The sequence below is a fragment of the Arcobacter acticola genome (assembly GCF_013177675.1).
Taxonomy (GTDB): Bacteria; Campylobacterota; Campylobacteria; order Campylobacterales; family Arcobacteraceae; genus Aliarcobacter; species Aliarcobacter acticola.
Genome location: NZ_CP042652.1, coordinates 2,033,756 through 2,052,066, shown reverse-complemented (window position 1 = coordinate 2,052,066; position 18,311 = coordinate 2,033,756). Strand labels below are relative to the sequence as shown.

17 protein-coding genes are annotated in these 18,311 nt (G+C 26.9%); 11 read left to right on the top strand and 6 right to left on the bottom strand.

The genetic code is table 11. The annotated features are described in order from the left end of the window. Positions 1-162 precede the first annotated feature (162 nt). The 3 genes from AACT_RS10545 to AACT_RS10535 are packed head-to-tail and all read left to right on the top strand — an operon-like array spanning position 163 to position 2,592. Positions 163-1,590 carry a catalase gene (locus AACT_RS10545; protein WP_172126762.1) on the top strand — a complete coding sequence of 476 codons (1,428 nt, stop codon included), beginning with the start codon at positions 163-165 and terminating at the stop codon, positions 1,588-1,590. 2 nt (positions 1,591-1,592) lie between these two features. Continuing rightward, complete coding sequence (locus AACT_RS10540; protein WP_172126761.1) at positions 1,593-2,084, top strand: ankyrin repeat domain-containing protein; 492 nt, start codon at positions 1,593-1,595, stop codon at positions 2,082-2,084. 1 nt (position 2,085) lies between these two features. Then, a complete protein-coding gene (locus tag AACT_RS10535) occupies positions 2,086-2,592 on the top strand; it encodes a hypothetical protein (protein ID WP_172126760.1) in 507 nt (168 codons plus the stop codon). Between the two features lie 96 nt (positions 2,593-2,688). Here AACT_RS10535 and AACT_RS10530 read toward each other — a convergent pair whose 3' ends face one another. The 4 genes from AACT_RS10530 to AACT_RS10515 form a co-directional block, all read right to left on the bottom strand. Beyond that, on the bottom strand, positions 2,689-3,570 hold the full coding sequence (locus AACT_RS10530; RefSeq protein ID WP_172126759.1) for a glycosyltransferase family 2 protein: 882 nt from the start codon (positions 3,568-3,570) through the stop codon (positions 2,689-2,691). Positions 3,571-3,593: 23 nt separating this feature from the next. After that, the gene (locus AACT_RS10525) at positions 3,594-4,346 is read right to left on the bottom strand and encodes an NAD-dependent epimerase/dehydratase family protein (RefSeq protein WP_172126758.1); all 753 of its coding nucleotides are present in this window, start codon (positions 4,344-4,346) and stop codon (positions 3,594-3,596) included. 373 nt (positions 4,347-4,719) lie between these two features. Further along, positions 4,720-6,603, bottom strand: coding sequence for an invasion protein CiaB (gene ciaB / locus AACT_RS10520; RefSeq protein ID WP_172126757.1), 1,884 nt, complete (start codon positions 6,601-6,603; stop codon positions 4,720-4,722). 72 nt (positions 6,604-6,675) lie between these two features. Continuing rightward, positions 6,676-7,605 carry a hypothetical protein gene (locus tag AACT_RS10515; protein ID WP_172126756.1) on the bottom strand — a complete coding sequence of 310 codons (930 nt, stop codon included), beginning with the start codon at positions 7,603-7,605 and terminating at the stop codon, positions 6,676-6,678. Between the two features lie 131 nt (positions 7,606-7,736). On the opposite strand from AACT_RS10515, the gene AACT_RS10510 reads away from it, so the two are divergent. The 7 genes from AACT_RS10510 (at position 7,737) to AACT_RS10480 (ending at position 16,137) form a co-directional block, all read left to right on the top strand. Next, positions 7,737-7,994, top strand: a complete 258-nt coding sequence (locus AACT_RS10510; RefSeq protein WP_172126755.1) for a ribbon-helix-helix domain-containing protein — start codon at positions 7,737-7,739, stop codon at positions 7,992-7,994. Then, positions 7,975-8,388 (top strand): type II toxin-antitoxin system VapC family toxin, encoded by a 414-nt coding sequence (locus AACT_RS10505; RefSeq protein ID WP_172126754.1) that lies wholly within the window; start codon positions 7,975-7,977, stop codon positions 8,386-8,388. Before AACT_RS10510 ends, AACT_RS10505 begins: the two co-directional genes overlap by 20 nt. Positions 8,389-8,493: 105 nt before the next feature. Further along, entirely contained in the window at positions 8,494-10,404 is a 1,911-nt protein-coding gene (gene htpG, locus AACT_RS10500; protein ID WP_172126753.1) for a molecular chaperone HtpG, read from the top strand. A gap of 291 nt (positions 10,405-10,695) precedes the next feature. Continuing rightward, on the top strand, positions 10,696-11,295 hold the full coding sequence (locus AACT_RS10495; protein WP_172126752.1) for a TetR/AcrR family transcriptional regulator: 600 nt from the start codon (positions 10,696-10,698) through the stop codon (positions 11,293-11,295). Positions 11,296-11,304: 9 nt separating this feature from the next. Further along, the gene (locus AACT_RS10490; protein ID WP_172126751.1) at positions 11,305-12,291 is read left to right on the top strand and encodes an HlyD family secretion protein; all 987 of its coding nucleotides are present in this window, start codon (positions 11,305-11,307) and stop codon (positions 12,289-12,291) included. A 1-nt stretch (position 12,292) separates the two neighbouring features. Further along, positions 12,293-15,013, top strand: a complete 2,721-nt coding sequence (gene rbbA, locus AACT_RS10485; RefSeq protein ID WP_172126750.1) for a ribosome-associated ATPase/putative transporter RbbA — start codon at positions 12,293-12,295, stop codon at positions 15,011-15,013. Continuing rightward, positions 15,013-16,137: an ABC transporter permease gene (locus tag AACT_RS10480; protein WP_172126749.1), complete on the top strand. Its 1,125-nt coding sequence runs from the start codon at positions 15,013-15,015 to the stop codon at positions 16,135-16,137. Before rbbA ends, AACT_RS10480 begins: the two co-directional genes overlap by 1 nt. Positions 16,138-16,151: 14 nt before the next feature. Here AACT_RS10480 and AACT_RS10475 read toward each other — a convergent pair whose 3' ends face one another. Then, a complete protein-coding gene (locus AACT_RS10475; RefSeq protein WP_172126748.1) occupies positions 16,152-16,622 on the bottom strand; it encodes a hypothetical protein in 471 nt (156 codons plus the stop codon). 129 nt (positions 16,623-16,751) lie between these two features. Here AACT_RS10475 and AACT_RS10470 point away from each other — a divergent pair, with 129 nt between their 5' ends. Next, positions 16,752-17,336 carry a hypothetical protein gene (locus tag AACT_RS10470; protein ID WP_172126747.1) on the top strand — a complete coding sequence of 195 codons (585 nt, stop codon included), beginning with the start codon at positions 16,752-16,754 and terminating at the stop codon, positions 17,334-17,336. 13 nt (positions 17,337-17,349) lie between these two features. Here the strand turns inward: AACT_RS10470 and AACT_RS10465 are convergent, their stop codons facing one another. Next, complete coding sequence (locus AACT_RS10465) at positions 17,350-18,156, bottom strand: DUF4197 domain-containing protein (protein ID WP_172126746.1); 807 nt, start codon at positions 18,154-18,156, stop codon at positions 17,350-17,352. Positions 18,157-18,311: the final 155 nt, after the last annotated feature.

Sequence of the window (18,311 nt, the reverse complement as noted above, 5' to 3'; positions counted from 1 at the left end):
CATATTTAATTTTATAGGATATATTTAGTTATGTAAAAAGATTTTTTCAATGTAAAAAAGGTCTTTTATAAAATAAATTTTAAGTTTATTTTAATGTTTAATCATATAGAATAAATTTATCAAAGGAAAAATATTTTCCTTAATAAAATTAAAGGATAAAAAATGAAAAAAGTTATGACAACAACTGCTGGTAATCCAATTTCAGATAATCAAAACTCTATGACAGCAGGACCTAGAGGTCCTGTTTTAATGCAAGACTACCAATTAATAGAAAAATTAGCTCACCAAAATAGAGAAAGAATTCCAGAAAGGGTAGTTCATGCCAAAGGAAGTGGAGCTTTTGGAGTTCTTGAAATTACTGAAGATATTTCAAAATATACAAAAGCAAAAGTTTTACAAAAAGGTGAAACTACAAAAATGCTACTTAGATTCTCAACTGTTGCAGGTGAGAAAGGTGCTGCTGATGCTGAAAGAGATGTAAGAGGTTATGCTCTTAAATTTTATACACGTGAAGGTAATTGGGATTTAGTTGGTAATAATACTCCTGTATTTTTCATAAGAGATGCATATAAATTTCCTGATTTTATTCACACGCAAAAAAGACATCCACAAACAAATTTAAGATCAAACACTGCTGCTTGGGATTTCTGGTCATTAAGTCCTGAATCTTTACATCAAGTAACTATTCTTATGTCTGATAGAGGAATTCCAAAATCATATAGACATGTAAATGGATATGGTTCTCATACTTATAGTTTAATTAATGCAAGTGGTGAGAGATTTTGGGTTAAATTCCATTTTAAAACTCTTCAAGGAATTGAAACTATTACAAATAAAGAAGCTGAAGCTATTGTTGCAAAAGATAGAGAATCAAATCAAAGGGATTTATTTGAAAATATTCAAGCTGGTAATTTTCCAAAATGGAGTTTTGAAATTCAAATTATGACAAATGAAGAAGCTAAAAACTGTAGCTTTGATCCATTTGATTTAACAAAAGTTTGGCCACATGGTGATTATCCTATGATAAAAGTAGGAACAATGACTTTAAATGAAAATCCAAAAAACTATTTTAATGAAATTGAACAAGCTTCATTTTCTCCATCGAATGTAGTTCCTGGAGTTAGTTTCTCACCTGATAAAATGTTACAAGCTAGAATCTTTTCATATCCAGATGCTCATAGATATAGAGTAGGAACACATTATGAAATGTTGCCTGTTAATAGACCTATAGTTGATGTTAATACTTATCATGCTGATGGATCTATGAATTATGAAATTAAAGAGCCTACAGATGCTTATTATGAGCCAAATAGCTTTGGTGGAGCTGTAGAAGATGCAAGTTTTGCAGAACCTGCATTTGAAACAGGTGATATGGCTGATAGATATAATCACAGAGATGGGAATAATGATTTTGTACAAGTAACAGCTTTATTTAATTTAATGAGTGATAATCAAAAAGAGCAGTTATTCTCTAATATTGCTGAAGCAATGGGTGGAGTTCCAAGAAACATAGTTGATAGACAACTTGCACTTTTTGAACAAGTTCATAAAGATTATGCAGCTGGAGTTAAAAAAGCTTTAGGAATCTAAAAATGGAAGCTATATTAGAAGAAGAACAAAGAAGATATGAAGAACTTCAGGTTTTTGCACTTGATTTTGCAAGACAAGGGAAAACTCAAGATTTAAAAGCAATGCTAGAAGCTAAAATGCCTATAAATTTATGTGATCATAAAGGAAATTCTCTTTTAATGTTAGCTTCATACAATGGAAATTTAGAAACAACACAACTCTTAGTTGATATGGGTGCAGATGTTGATAAAAAGAACGATAGAGGACAAACACCACTTGCAGGTGTTTGTTTTAAAGGTTATTTAGACATCGTAAAAGTTCTAGTAAAAGCAGGTGCAAATATTTATGAAAACAATGGAATGGGAACTACTCCTATTATGTTTGCTTCGATGTTTGGGAATTATGAAATAGTAAAATATTTAAATAAAGAAAATAGTAATTATAAGACAAAATTTTATTTATTAATATCTAAAATTTTTGCTATCATTAAAAATATTTTTAAAAAAGGGAAATAACATGTTAAAATCAATTATATTAAGTACATTATTAGTTTCAGGTTCATTATTTGCAAGTGATTTAAAAGCCGAGTTTACAGATGCTAAATGGGACGGTATGACAGTTCCTAAAGATGAAGTTTGCTCAAACTTTAACGAAAGCAAAATAGGTTCAACTCCACCTTTAAAAGTTTCAAATATTCCAAGTGGTACGGCTAAGTTAGTTTTCACTTATAGTGATAAAACATTTACAAAAATGGATAATGGTGGTCATGGAATTGTTGCTTACAAAGTAGCAGCAGATGCAAAAGAAATTAGTGTTCCAGCACAAGGTGGTGAAACATTTGAATTAGTAGATGGTTTTGAAGTTGTAACTGCACATACAGGAACAAGATTCAAGAAAACTCCTGGAGCATATTTAGCACCTTGTTCAGGTGGAAAAGGAAATACTTATAAAGTAGGTATTGAAGCTCTTGATTCAGCTAATAAATCATTAGCATCAACTGAGTTAGTTTTAGGGAAATTCTAGAACTTAGTATAAATTAAATTTAAATATATAGCCCTTAAGCACAATCTATAGATTGATTTTAAGGGCTTTCTTCAAGCCAGTATCTTCCAAATATTTTTATAGTTTAAATGAATCTTTGATTGCTTTTATTAATGTTTTTCTTTGTTCTTGATTGTATGATTTATATTTAACCATTCTTGTTAAAAAGAAATAAGGTAAGCTAATCAGCTTATAGATAAAAGGTAAGTTTTTTCTTATAAAATAGATTCTATTTCTAGTTACATAATAAATAAAAAATAGACTTTCACTTCCTCCTGTACTAACACTTACTTTATGTGCAACTACAGCTTTTGGGAAATATACAATTTTATATCCATTTTCATTTGTTCTATAAATAAAATCACTATCATCATAATAAACGAAATATTTTTCATCCATTAATCCAACTTTTTCAAAAACTTCTTTTTTAATCATCATAAAACAAGTTGGTGCATAATTTACATATTCGATATTTTCATATTGACCAACATCTTCTTCAAGTTCACCTCTATGAGGAGATGTTCCTTTTAATTTAGATATGTGACCACCTGCTGTCCATATTTTATTTGTATTGTGGTAATGTATTTTTGGCACTATTATTGATACATCATTTTTTACTGTATATTCAACTAAATCTTTAATTGTATCTTGAGCAAATTCAATATCATTATTCAATAATAATACATATTCACAGTTATCTTTTAATGACTGTTCTATTCCTTGATTATTACCTTTAGCAACACCAAGATTTGCATTATTATTTATAAAAACTGAATTAATATTAAATTTATTTGATAATCTTATGGCTTCATTAAGTACATCATCATTTGGTGAGTTATCAATAACATATAATATAAAGTTTTTATAGCTTTGATTTACTAAGCTTTGGAAAAAATCTTCTAATACTTCTATACTATTATATAAAACTGTAACCAGTCCTATTTTAGGCTCATTAGTCAATTAAGAAGTCCTTTACCATATTTTTAAGCATTTAATTTCCTGTAATAATCTTGATATGTTTGGAATAGCTTTTGTTTAAAATCATTATTTTCAATTTTGTAATTCTCATTTAGAATATTTAACTTAAATTCATTTATAAAATCTACTACTTCTCCTAGTGTTGTATCAAATATTGATTCAACTTCGAAGTATGTTTCTTTAGCGTCATTTATTTCTAATTTCGATACAAATTCATTTATTACATCTTGAATATATACATAATGCATTTCAATATTTCTATCAAATACAATTATATCTAAATTCTTGATGCTATTGTACATCCAAGTGCTTATTACAGAGTTATAATTTTCTTTACAACCTTCTCCAAATACATGGTGAAGTCTATATATAAAACAATTTATTTTCTTTTCTTTTGAATACTCTTCAATTAATAATTCAGCGACTCTCTTTGTTTTACCATATTCATTTAATAATAACTTTGAATGTATTGAAGAGGCTAATAAAATAGGTACGATTTTGTTTTGTTTTTCTAAAATATCTAATATATTTTTAGTTAATAAAATATTTGATTTTTTAAACTCTTCATCACTACTTTTTGGTCTTACTTCTCCTGCTAGATGAAAAATAAAATCACATTTAGAAATTAATTTTTCTAAATCTTCAATTGTATTACTTCTATCAAACTCTAAGATATTAATATTTTTATTGTTTTTTAGCGCATTAAGTAAGTTTTTACCAATAAAACCTTTTGCCCCCGTAACTAAAATATTAAGCAAATTTGTACTCCAGATTTAAATAAGTTATTTGTATTTATAAAAATACGCCGTTTTTATGTAAGTGATTTATATTGGGAGAAAAGATTATAAATAGTTTGGCTCTAAGATTTTTTCTTAATTTTCTACAGTTTAAAAGTACTTTTTTTGATAAGGTTGTTTCAATTATCAAGGTTCCCTAAAAAATTATTAATTTTTTTAACAAATTCACTAATTCAATTAACATCTCTATCAGATTAAAATAAAATTTATCTGTATTTAAAAGTAATTTATTTGTACATATTATATCGTTTTCATGCTTCTTAATTTATTAAATAAATTAAAGTGCATGAAAAATGATATTGGATATTTAAATGCTTAAATTTTTACAAATATTTTATTTCAAATAATTGCTTTTTTTATCAACTGTATCTATCTCTTGTCCTATATCTTGGTATCTTTTGAAATAATATTTTACAAAAGAAGAAATTTTTTCATTATTTGGCATAAAATATTTTCCAACTTTTGTAGCGTATAAATTTAAGAATTTTGTAGCATCTAATTTATCTAAATAGTGTTTTGCTAAAGCTGTATAATTTACTATATACCATTTTCTTAATTCTTCATATTTTTCATCACTTAAATCTATATTCAACTTTTTATTATTTTCATCCCAAGTTAATACACCTGTATCAAATAAACCATTTAAATGAATTAATCCTTCACAATAATATGGTTGAACTTCGTCAACTTCCATCCATCCAATTAATCCTACACTTCTTTTTACAAGGTCACTTAAAACTTGCTCTTTTAGATGTGATTCATCTGTATTTGTATCTAAGAAATATGAAATAAGTCCTCCTGTTGTTGCTTTGAACTCTTCTATATTTTTAAAATTCCCTGTTTTATTCATAACAGATTCTGTTTGCTCATCACACCATAATATATGTCCATATTCGTGTCCTACAGTACTTATATCATATACTTGATGCCAAGATGCAGTTTCATTAAATAAAAATGTTCTATCATGAGTTAATAGTTCTTGTCCAAAGATTTCTCTACTTAAAGCTAAAAATGGTTTAGCTCTGCTTGCTTGTAAAATTTCATCAGAAAATGCAAAGATTTTTTTACCTTCTTCTAAAGATACTACTTCATCATTTGGTACAACTTGCGCTGAAAACATCCCTTGTAATTCTGCTCCAAAAAATAGTGCAGGTCGTCCTACATAAAGTTGAACTTTATCAAGTGATTTTAAAGAGAAATTATAAATTTTCTCATATTTCTCATTTGATTCAAAACTATTATAAATTTTTGTAAATGAATCTTTTATTTTATTTACCCTATGGTCATTTTGAGCAAATTTGGGATTAGTTAGTCTTATATCCCATTCAAGTGCAACAGCTTTTCTAAAGTGATCTTCGTAATATTCTAAAGGATGACCTATTTGAATTGGTGTTTTTATCTTCATCCAAGCTCTATCAACATCTGCCCATTTTGATACAAGTTCATCTGTTCTATCTTCAGAAAATGCTTTTATAAGTGCTTGAATATATAAAACATAATCCCATTTTTGATTATAAATATCATCTTCAAGTTCGATTAGTTTATCAGCAAACTCTTCTAGGGCATCTACTACTTCAGTTGTTTCTTTTTTAAAGGCTTTAATATAAGCTTGTGATTTATATTTATCACCATCTTTTACTAACGCTGAATAACATCTATCAGCAATAATTCCACCATGTCCTAAATCTAAAAGCTTTTCATTTTCAAGATATTCCATAACTTTTTCTTCATTTCCATCAAATTTAGCAAGCAATTCTTTATTGATTCCGTTTATAATATGTGAAGTCCATGTTGTTTGCCATGCTGACATTTGAAGTCCCACATTATAAACACCAATAAATATTTCTTGATAAAAAGGTGTTAATAATTTATTTTGAACTATTAAATCTATTAGTTTTGTATGATTTTCATGCCAATACTCTTTTACAAAATTATAAGCTTTTTCTTGAAGTTCAATTATTTCTTTTTCATTTTTTTCAAGTTTTTTTAGAACTTGAACTAAAGAATCATCTCTTAATCCTACAAGTCTAGTAACAAGTGCAAATCTTAAATCTTTTGTCATTTCAAGACCTAAAGTTTTTGCAAAATCATTAATGATTTGCAGTTTATCAAACTCTTCATTTTCAAGATGAGTTATTATTTTATTTGTTTGGTTTTTTTGTTCATTTAAAAAATCATATATCTTTTGTAAGTCGTTTAAAAAATTTTCTTTATTCATCTATTTTCCTCATTTTTTATAAGAATTTATTTTAGCAGATTATAATGTTGGTAATGATTAAAGAGGTTTTATTTATTTTTTCCAAATTATTTTACAGTTGTCTATTTTACCTTTATTTAATTCTTTTATAATATATTCTCCATCTTTTTCTTCTGTTAATAAAGCAATCTTTGCTTCAAAATGTTTAACTTTAGTATCAACTGAACTTGCTTTTAAAACAACATTTGGAACTTCATCAGATTTAACAGATTGATATAAAATTCCGTCTATACTTTCATCTTCTAAATAAATATTTCCTAATATAGAAGTAACATTATAAACTCTTTCATTTCCTTTTGAAGTAGTTATTTCTACAAAAAAATCATCTACCATTTTAATTGCTTTTAATAATTTTTCTTCATGAGTTTTTTCATAGTAATCACTTATTTCTTTTAATATTGGATGAAAATCTATCAATGGATGTTTATTTTCAATAAATGAAAACAAACCTATGATTCTTAGATTTATATTTTGAGTAACTTCAGATATTAAAGTATTGACATAGTCATCAACTTCTTTTAAATCTATTTCACTAAATGGAACATTAAGATTACTGTAATCGTAAAAAATAGAGCCATAATACATTCTTTGTTCTTTTTTATTAAATCTACCTTGTGAAACTTTATTTTGTAAGTGTAAAGGTGTATAAGATAGAACTGAAACATCGTCATATTTAGGATATTCTTTTGAGTTAGTCATTATCCTTGTTCTTGCAAATTTTGCATTATTTATTGGAATACTTAAAGATATACGATATTGAACTAAATTTGATAATAAATTATCTATATCTTGTTCTTTCAACAAAATACAACCTTTTATATATTTTCTTAATTGAAAAATATCTTTTTTTACTAGTTCTAAATGACTTGAATTGTTTTCATTAGCATATTTTATTATCTCAATTCTTTTATCATCAATTAATTTTTTTGCTTTTTCAAATAATGCTTTTTCTTTTTTATTCATTTTCAACCTTTAAATTATGTTGTTAAAAAAATTATACATTTAAACATAAAAGTAATTATGTTATTTTAAATATAGTTTTTTATGAAATTTTTGTGATACAATATGTAATACAAAACTAAAAAGGAATAGAAATGTTATCTATAAGATTAGATGAAAATACTCAAAATCAACTCAATTTCTTAGCTCAACAAAAGCATATTTCAAAAAGTAAAATTATCAAAGATGCCTTAACATACTATTTTGATATGACAAAAAATGAATCAAAAGAAAAAACTCCTTATGAACTAGGAAGTGAATTTTTTGGTAAATATTCAAGTGGAAGAGATGATTTATCTACAACTTATAAACAAAAAATAAAAGATAAAATAAATGCAAAAAACAATCATTGACAGCGGTCCGTTGATTGCACTTTTTGATAGGAGTGATAAGTATCATTTAAAAGTAGTTGAATTTTTAAAATCATACAATGGTAAATTAATCACTTCTTGGGCTGTTATAACAGAAGTTTCTCATATGCTTGATTTTAATCTTAATGTTCAAATTGATTTTTTAAAATGGTGTGAAGTTGGTGGAGTTGAAGTTTATGATATTTCACAAGATGAAATATCAAATATTAGGGTAATGATGGAAAAATATATTGATATTCCTATGGATTTAGCTGATGGAACTTTGATGTATATTTCAAATAAAGAAAAAATTAAAAATATAGTAAGTATTGATAGTGATTTCGATATTTACAGAACTTTGAAAAAACAGAGTTTAAATAATCTACTTAAAAATTAGCACTCTTATATAAAAAGTGCTAATTTTAATAAAAACTTTAGCTTCCTTTTATAAAGTTTTGATAAAATTCTGTTCTAAAATTAATAAATTATAGGAGAAATTATAATGGCAAAACATCAATTTCAAACAGAAGTAGGACAATTATTACACTTAATGACACACTCTTTATACTCAAATAAAGAGATTTTTATAAGAGAACTTGTATCAAATGCAAGTGATGCAATCGATAAATTAAACTATTTAAGACTTACAGATGAAAATTTAAAAGACGCTTATGCTACTTGGAAAGGTGAAGTTAATATCTCTTTTGATGAAGCTGATAAGTCTTTAACTATTTCAGATAATGGTATTGGTATGAATGATGAAGATTTAATTGCTTCTATTGGTACAATTGCAAAATCAGGTACAAAATCATTTGTTGAAGCACTAACAGGTGATGCTAAAAAAGATTCAAACCTTATTGGTCAATTCGGTGTTGGTTTTTACTCTGTATTTATGGTGGCTGATAACATAGATGTTATTTCTAAAAAAGCAGGCTCTGAAACAGCTTACAAATGGTCATCAAATGGTACAGGTGAATTTGATTTAGTACCTTGTACAAAAGAATCATCTGGAACTGTTATTTATATTAAATTAAAAGATGAAGAAGCTAGTGAATTTGCAAGTAAATATAGAATTAAAAATATTGTTGAAAAATATTCAAATCATATTGCATATCCAATCTTCTTAAACTATAAAGAAGAAGTTACTGAAACTTTAAGTGAAGATGATAAAAAAGCAGGAAAAGAAGCTGCTAAATCTATTGAAGATAAAAGAGAAAAAATAAATGAAGCAACAGCTTTATGGATGCAAGCAAAAGCTAAACTAAAAGAGCAAGAGTATAATGATTTTTATAAATCAATTTCTCATGATTCAACAGATCCAATGCTTTCAATTCATACAAAAGTAGAAGGTGTTAGTGAATATACGACACTATTTTATATTCCTAAAACAGCACCAATGGATATGTATAGAGCTGATTTCCAACCAGGTGTTAAGCTTTATGTTAAAAGAGTATTTATCACAGATTCTGAAAAAGAATTATTACCAACTTACTTAAGATTTGTAAGAGGTATTATTGATTCAGAAGATTTACCATTAAATGTATCTAGAGAGATTTTACAAGAAAATAGAGTAATGGCAAATATTAAACAATCATCTGTTAAGAAAATACTTTCAGAAATCAAAAAACTTTCTAAAGATGAAGAAAAATATGCAGAATTTATAGCTCAATATATCAGACCTTTAAAAGAGGGTGTTTACCAAGATTATACAAATAAAGATGCTATCTTAGAGTTATTAAGATACAAATCAACAAAAACTGAAGCTGGGAAAATGACTTCACTAGAAGCTTATAAAGATAGAGCTGATTCAGAGCAAAAAGCTATTTACTATATCGTTGGTGAAAATGAAAAAGTATTAAAAAGCTCTCCATTATTAGAATCTTATAAGAAAAATGAAATTGAAGTTTTAATCTTAGATGATAAAGAAATTGATGAGATTATAACTCCAACTATGGGTGCTTTTAAAGAATGGGAATTCAAAGATATTACAGCTTGTGAGCCTCCAAAAGTTGAACAAAACGAAGAAGAGAAAAAAGAAGTTGAAGAAAAATTCAAATCTATCGTTGAAAAAATTAAAGATAAATTAGGTGATGCAGTAAAAGAAGTAAAAATCACTACAAGATTAAGTGAATCTCCATCTTGTGTAACAAAAGATGCAGGTGATGCACAAATGGCTCAAATGATGCAAATGATGAGAGCAATGGGACAAGAAATGCCCGCATCAGCTCCAATTTTAGAAATCAATCCAGACCATGAAATCGTAAAAAAATTAAATGGTTGTGCAGATGATTCTACAATCGAAGATGTATCTTGGATTTTATTAGATCAAGCAAAATTATCTGAGGGTATGGATATTACAGATACTGTAGCTTTCGCACAAAGATTATCAAGAATCACAGCAAAAGCTCTTTAAAAGAGCTATTTGCATAAATCTTCTGCGTTGAAGTAAAATTTTTGTTCAATCACGTACTAATGTACGTTCAATCTCAAAAATTTCACTTCGCCTTGAATCTTTATACAACTAGCTCTTTTAATTATTTTGAGAGCTAGTTTTTTATTTATTCCATTTAACTTACTTTCTTTTTTAATAATTCTTATTTACATTTAATCTTTATTATCTTATACTTAATCTAATTTACATTTAATCTTTATTATCTTATACTTAATCTAACCGAACGGTTAGTTACTAAGAATCGAGCATCTTATGATAAAAGAACATATTTTAGATATTGCAACAAGTGAATTTGCTATTTTGGGTTATAGTGCTTTGAGTATGAATAATCTTGCTAAAAAACTAGAAATTAATAAAGCGACTATTTATTATCACTTTAAAGACAAAAAAAGTTTATACAATGAGGTTATACTTTCTCTTATTCAATTAGATAAAGATGAGAGAGAAGCCATAGCTAATAGTACTTTAGAACCTAAAGAAAAATTTAAACAATATATTAAATCATTAATTAATACTATGGGTGATAATCCTAATATAATTCCTTTAACTCTTCGAGAAATGGCAGGTTTTGATATAGGTATTGAAAGTAATATTTCAAATAATATTGAAAATGACATTATTTGTATGAAAAAAATTGTATTACAATTGAATCTAAAAGAAAAATACAAAAATACTGATTTTTATCAAATAAAAGCCATGATTCTTGGAACAATATTTACTTATTATTCAATGCAAAAAACACCTTTAGAATTAAAAAATATTAAAAATTTAGATAAAGATAATAAAAAAATATTAAATTATATTGAAGAATTTATTTCAAATATTTTATTAGATGCTTTATGTGAAAATTAGGAGAATAGAATGTTGAAAAGAATAATAGTTTTACTTTTTTTGCTTGCAGTTTCTGCAGCTGTTTATTTTTATGTGATTGCAAATAAACAATCAAAAGTCCCTGAAGGATTTGCTGTTGGAAATGGTAGAATTGAAACTACTCAAGTTGATATTTCATCAAAATTAGCAGGAAGATTACTAAACATTAGTGTAGATGAAGGCTCTTTAATACAAAAAGATGAACTTTTAGCTTCTCTTGATATAAAAGAATTAAATGCAAAATTGCAAGAAGTTACAGCTTATAAACAACAAGCAATTGAAAATAAAAACTATACTTTAGCAATCGTTCAAGAAAAAGAAAGTGCATTAAACTTAGTGAAAAAAAATTATGATAGAGCAAATTCTTTATATAAAAGTAAAAGTATCCCTCTTGCTGAATATCAAAAAAATGAGGCAGAACTACAAAGCGCAAAAGCTGCTTTAAGTGCTGCTAAAAGTCAAGTAATAAGTGCTGATGCTACAATAAATGCAGCAATTGCTCAAATGGAAACTATAAAAGTAAATATAGAAGATTCAAAACTTTATTCACCTATAAAAGGAAGAGTTTTATATAAAATTGCTCAAAATGGTGAAGTAGTTGCAAGTGGTGGGAAGGTTTTAGTTGTTCTTGATTTAATGAATACCTATATGAATATTTTTCTTCCAACTTCCCAAGCAGGACTTGTAAATATTGATTCAGAAGCTAGGATTGTATTAGATGCTGTTCCAAATGTAACAATACCAGCTCATGTAACTTTTGTTTCACCCTTAGCTCAATTTACTCCAAAAGAGATAGAAACACAAGCAGAAAGAGAAAAACTGATGTTTAGAGTAAAAGTTAGAATTGATGCAACAGTTTTAGAAAAATATTTTAAAGAAATAAAAACCGGACTGCCAGGAATTGCATATATTAAATATGATAAAAATACGCCTTGGCCAGAATCTTTAAGTACTTTACCAAAAAGATTAAGTGAATAAAATGAGTGATTTTGTTGCTAGAATAAATAACCTTTCCCATAAATATGGAAATATTATAGCACTTGAAAATATTACTTTAGATATTCCAGCAGGTAAAATGATAGGATTCATTGGACCTGATGGAGTAGGAAAATCAACACTTCTTTCTATAATTTCAGGTGTGAAGATAATTCAAATAGGAGAGGTAGAAGTTTTAGGTGATAAAATAAAAGATAAAAACTACAGAAAACATATCTGTACAAGAATTGCATATATGCCACAAGGTTTAGGGAAGAACCTATATATGACTTTAAGTGTTTATGAAAATATAGAATTTTTTGCAAGACTCTTTGGACAAGAAAAAAAAGAAAGAAATGAAAGAATTCTTCAACTATTAAAAAGTACAGGTTTACTTCAATTCAAAGATAGACCAGCAGGGAAACTTTCAGGAGGAATGAAACAAAAACTAGGACTTTGTTGTGCTTTGATTCATGATCCTGATCTTTTGATTTTAGATGAACCAACTACAGGTATTGATCCTTTATCAAGAAGAGAATTTTGGAAACTAATATCTAGTATAAAAGAAAAAAATGAAAATATGAGTGTTTTAATAGCAACAGCTTATATGGAAGAGGCTGCTAGCTTTGACACTATTATTGCCATGGATGATGGGAAAATTCTTTTAGAAGGAACGTTAAAAGAGCTTTTAGGAAAAACAAAATGCGATAATATTGATGATGCTTTTATCCAACTTTTACCCCAAGAAAAAAGAGTAGGGCATAAAAAACTTGTAGTTCCTGTAAAAAATGATTATAAAGATGATTATGCAATTGAGGCTGAAAACCTAATTATGCAATTTGGTGATTTTATTGCAGTTAATAATGTAAATCTAAAAATAAAACAAGGTGAAATTTTTGGTTTCTTAGGCTCAAATGGTTGTGGAAAAACTACAACAATGAAAATGCTAACAGGACTACTAACCCCTACAAGTGGAAAAGCTAAACTTTTTGGAGAAGAAGTAAAAGATAATTCTTTGCAGATGAAAGAAAAAGTAGGATATATGACCCAAGCTTTTTCCCTATACAATGAATTAACTATTTTAGAAAACTTAGAATTACATGCAAAGCTTTTTCATATAAAAGAAGATAGAGAAGAAAGAATAGAATATCTTTTAGAAAAATTCGATTTAAAAGATTATAAAGACAATTTAGCAATAGATTTACCTTTGGGTATAAAACAAAGACTTTCTTTGGCAACAGCTGTTATTCACAAACCTAAAATGCTTATTTTAGATGAACCAACTTCAGGTGTTGATCCAATTTCTAGAGATAATTTTTGGGAACTTTTAATTGATTTATCAAGAAATGACAATGTAACTATTTTTATTTCTACTCACTTTATGAATGAAGGTGCAAGATGCGATAGAATTTCTTTGATGCACCAAGGAAAAGTTTTAATTACAAATACTCCCAAAGAGCTTATATCTTTAAAAAATAAAGATACATTAGAAGAGGCTTTTATCTCATATCTAGAAGAAGCTGTAGGAAAAACTGCAAATGAAGAAAAAACTGAAGAACTAAGTTTTAATACAAGTGTACAGAAAAGTAAAAACAATAGCTTTTTTTCTCTTCTAAGAGTTATTGGATATAGCTATCGTGAATCATTAGAACTATTTAGAGATAAAGTAAGACTTACTTTTGCACTACTTGGAACTGTTATTTTAATGTTTGTTATTGGATATGGAATAAGCTTAGATGTTGAAGATTTAAAATTTGCAGTTTTAGATCAAGATAAAACTCCTTTAAGTCAAAGTTATATAGAAAATATTGCAGGCTCGCGTTATTTTTTAGAAAAAGAATCTTTGGACTCTTTTGCGCAATTAGATGAAAGAATGAAAAAAGGCGAGATAAGTCTTGCATTTGTTATTCCTCCTGATTTTGGTAAGAATCTTACTAAAGGTTATTCTGAAGAAATAGCTGTTTGGATAGATGGTACTTTTCCTTTTCGAGCAGAGACAATTCATGGATATGTTCAAGGCTTGCATTATAATTATATAAAAAGATTTTATAAAGAAAATTTTGGAATGAATATAATCTCAGATGTAAATATTCTTTTAAGATATAGATATAACCAGGATTTTAAAAGTATTTATTCTATTGTTCCTGCTGTTATTCCTATGCTTTTGATTTTTATACCTGCAATTTTGATGGCGCTTAGTGTTGTGAGAGAAAAAGAGTTAGGTTCAATTACAAATTTTTATGCAACACCTGTTACTAAATTGGAGTTTTTATTAGGGAAACAATTGCCTTATGTATTTGTTAGTATGATTAGTTTTTTTATTCTTGTATTTTTTGCAGTATTTATATTTGATGTTCCTTTAAAAGGAAGTTTTTTTACTTTAAGTTTTGCAGCTTTACTCTATATTATTTGTACAACTGGAATTGGACTTCTAATGTCATCTTTTGCAAAAACACAAATAGCAGCCCTTGCTGGAACCGCAATTTTTACACTTTTACCAACAGTTCAATTTGCAGGATTAAAAGATCCTGTTAGTTCCTTAGAAGGAATAGGAAGACTAATAGGTGAAGCTTTTCCTGTAACATATTTTATAAATATAAGTAGAGGATTATTTAGTAAAAATGTTTCTTTTTCTGATTTACATCTTGAGTTTTTTGCTTTAAGTATTTCTACTGTTGTGATTATAATGTTAAGTTTATTTGTTTTAAAAAAACAGGAAAAATAATGATGAGAACTTTTTTAAATATATATAATTTAAGTATAAAAGAGTTAAAAACACTTTTCTATGACAAGGTTATGGTTTTATTGGTAATTTACTCTTTTTCCTTTGCAATTTATATAGGAGGAACTCAAACCTCTACAGAACTTCGTAATGCCTCTATTGCTTTTGTAGATAGTGATAAATCAACTCTTTCTACTAGAATCATAGATTCCTTTATGAAGCCTAGATTTAATACTCCTGTTATGATTTCTTATAATGATGTTAATGCTAATTTAGATTCAGGATATTACACTTTTATTATCTTAATACCAGCAGATTTTGAAAAAGATGTACTAGGAGGAAAATCTCCTGATATTTTGGCAAATATAGATGCTACAAGAATGACACAAGCAGGAATTGGTTCAGGATATATTCAAAATATAATAACTCAAGAAGTTCAAACTTTTTTAAAAGGAACATATGATAATTCAGTTAATCCAAAAATTGTAAGTAGATATAAATATAATCCAAATCTTACTAGTATGTGGTTTGGTAGTATAAATGAAATTATAAATAATATTGTAATGATTTCTATTTTACTTTCAGGTGCTGCTCTTGTAAGAGAGAGGGAACATGGAACAATTGAACATCTTATGGTAATGCCTTTACGAGCTTTCGAAATTATGCTTTCAAAAATACTTTCTACTTGTTTAGTGGTTTTAGTTTGTGTATCTTTTAGTTTATTGGTTGTTATTGAGCTTATTTTGAAAATACCTTTGAGTGGTTCTGTTCCTTTGTATTTATTGTGTACTTTTTTAGTTTTATTTGCAACTACATCTATGGGAGTATTTATGGGAACAATTGTTAAAAATATGCCACAATTAGGAATGATATTTATTTTAGCTATTTTGCCTTTAATGCTACTTTCTGGAAGTATTACCCCCTATGAAAGTATGCCTATGATTTTACAAGAGCTTATGAAACTAATGCCTACAAGTCATTTTGTGGACTTATCTCAAGCAATTTTATTTAAAGGAGCAGGTCTTAGTATTATTTGGGAAAAGATGTTAATTATTTTTATTATTGGAGTAGTGTTTTTTGTTTCAACTTTGGCTCTTTTTAAAAGAAGTTTAGATTCACAAAACTAAAATTCTTAGGAATTTTAGTTTTCATTTTTTTCTAATTCTTGAATACTTTCTAATATTGCTTTTGCTAAATCAGATGTAATTATTTGTTCCCATTTTTCAATTTGATGTTCTAGATTCTCATTGCAGACAACTTCCATGGCTTCATTAAAAAATATTCCATCATTTATGTGATTTACTATTTTTTCTATTTTTATTTCACCATTTTTTAATAGTTCTAGATTTTCATTTGCAAAGTTTTGAACAGCATCCATTGCGGCTTGTTTTTTTAGTTCTTCTTCAAATGATATACTTTCATCTTCTAGGCTTCTTAAGTCTTTTAGTAGTTCATAAATAGATCCAAGAGCTAGTTGGAATTCTATTTCATAATTCATATCTTTTGCATTAGTTAGACTGATTAGATTTCCCAAAGTAACCTGGTAAAAAAGTTCATATTTCCCAAGATTTTTTATAATCTCATTTTTTTCAAAGTAATTTTCTATATTCATATATTTCCTAATTATTATTAAATTGATTATATCTAAAAAAAAGATTTAATAAAATTATTACAAAATACTTGTATAAATGATTTAAATATGTTAAAGTACAATTCTTAAGATTAAATAAAAGGCTTCAATATGGGTATGATCACAAATGCTTTTAAATCATTTTTTAAAACAATTACAAAGCTATCAAGACCCTATTTTACCTTAGAAGAAAATCAATTAAAATTCAAAATAGATTCTGACAATTTTTATCTATTTTCCATATCAAATATTGAAACAAAAACAAGACATGATCCTTATGTTTTAGAGGCTTTCACCCTAACTGCAAATAACCTTTATATTGAGTATATTCATACTGATGCTGATGTTTCTTGGAATGGGCAAGCATTTTCTTTTTTTATAGGTTTGCTAAAGCGTGATATAAGAGCTAAATCAATGGATTTAATAGAAAAAAAAGAGTTTAAGCACTATGAATTAATGGTATATAGAATTGATAACACTTATATATTAAACTTGATTTATATTTATGAAATAAACAAAGAAATTTTTATAGTTGATTTAAAAGGTGATTTATATGAAGGTTTATTAAAAAACTTTGATAAAAATTATAAATATGAATTTGAAAGAAATAAGAAATTAAACTTAACTTTAAATACAAGTGTAGTAAAAAACAATGCTATTCAAGGATATTTTAGAACTACAAGTGGGGGTGACTAAGAAAAATCTTAGTCTATTTCCCAAATACTTCTTTGAGTATTGAAGAAGTTTGTTCAAGTGGATTCGCTCGAATTGCTGCTTCTTTTTGACCAATCATTGTAAATAATCCATCAATTGCTTTTGTAGTAATATACTCATCCAAGCTTTCATCTGAACTTCCAGGAATAAAAGAGTCAACTCCAAAATTTTTAGCAAGTCCCATAACTCCACTATTATCAACTAAACCTTTTACATTTGATTTATATAAATTATTTGCCGTATCATAATAAGATGCAACTTGATTTTCTTTCATAGTTTCTTGAATAATAGGAGTGATTAATTTTTTTAATGAATCACTTGTATTTGCTTTGAAGTAGTTTGTAGCTGCATCATTTCCCCCTGACAAAATAGCTTGTGCATCTGTTAGCGTCATTTTATCTATTGCCTCTACGAATACTTCTGCTGTTTTTGGAGCGGCTTTTGATGCTGCTGTGTTCATTGAGTTTATTAAATTATCTGCCATTTTATCTCCACCAATACTTCTTATTAGTGTTTCTGCTTTTGCTAAATTATCTGGTAATGGTATTTTAACAGCTGTATTATTTAAATATCCATTGTTGCTTCCTAATTGAGTAACTGCGTAATTAACACCTGTTTTTAAAGCTTCTTTTAGTCCATTTGAAACTGTTGTATCACTAAGATTTGATGTGCTTGTTTCTTGCGTTGTTGTTTGCTCTTTCGTTACATTTTCTACTACATTTTTTGCAATTGCACTTAAGTCAAAAGCAAATGTTAAACTTGAAGATAAAATTAATGTTGATACTATAATTGATTTTTTCATAATGATTCCTATAATATGTTGATTTTTTACATTTACATTATATAATACGAACTATGCAAAAATTGTGAAAAAGGATCAGTTATAGAACTAATTAAAGAAATTTGTGATTTTATTTATTACTATAAAAATAAAGTAATAGAATCAGAAGAAATTGC

Excerpts from the sequence above, each read along its gene's own strand:
- AACT_RS10545 (WP_172126762.1), top strand. The coding sequence starts at position 163 with ATGAAAAAAGTTATGACAACAACTGCTGGTAATCCAATTTCAGATAAT.
- AACT_RS10540 (WP_172126761.1), top strand. The coding sequence starts at position 1,593 with ATGGAAGCTATATTAGAAGAAGAACAAAGAAGATATGAAGAACTTCAG.
- AACT_RS10535 (WP_172126760.1), top strand. The coding sequence starts at position 2,086 with ATGTTAAAATCAATTATATTAAGTACATTATTAGTTTCAGGTTCATTA.
- ciaB (WP_172126757.1), bottom strand. The coding sequence starts at position 6,603 with ATGAATAAAGAAAATTTTTTAAACGACTTACAAAAGATATATGATTTT.
- AACT_RS10515 (WP_172126756.1), bottom strand. The coding sequence starts at position 7,605 with ATGAATAAAAAAGAAAAAGCATTATTTGAAAAAGCAAAAAAATTAATT.
- AACT_RS10510 (WP_172126755.1), top strand. The coding sequence starts at position 7,737 with ATGTTATCTATAAGATTAGATGAAAATACTCAAAATCAACTCAATTTC.
- AACT_RS10505 (WP_172126754.1), top strand. The coding sequence starts at position 7,975 with ATGCAAAAAACAATCATTGACAGCGGTCCGTTGATTGCACTTTTTGAT.
- htpG (WP_172126753.1), top strand. The coding sequence starts at position 8,494 with ATGGCAAAACATCAATTTCAAACAGAAGTAGGACAATTATTACACTTA.
- AACT_RS10495 (WP_172126752.1), top strand. The coding sequence starts at position 10,696 with ATGATAAAAGAACATATTTTAGATATTGCAACAAGTGAATTTGCTATT.
- AACT_RS10490 (WP_172126751.1), top strand. The coding sequence starts at position 11,305 with ATGTTGAAAAGAATAATAGTTTTACTTTTTTTGCTTGCAGTTTCTGCA.
- rbbA (WP_172126750.1), top strand. The coding sequence starts at position 12,293 with ATGAGTGATTTTGTTGCTAGAATAAATAACCTTTCCCATAAATATGGA.
- AACT_RS10480 (WP_172126749.1), top strand. The coding sequence starts at position 15,013 with ATGATGAGAACTTTTTTAAATATATATAATTTAAGTATAAAAGAGTTA.
- AACT_RS10475 (WP_172126748.1), bottom strand. The coding sequence starts at position 16,622 with ATGAATATAGAAAATTACTTTGAAAAAAATGAGATTATAAAAAATCTT.
- AACT_RS10470 (WP_172126747.1), top strand. The coding sequence starts at position 16,752 with ATGGGTATGATCACAAATGCTTTTAAATCATTTTTTAAAACAATTACA.
- AACT_RS10465 (WP_172126746.1), bottom strand. The coding sequence starts at position 18,156 with ATGAAAAAATCAATTATAGTATCAACATTAATTTTATCTTCAAGTTTA.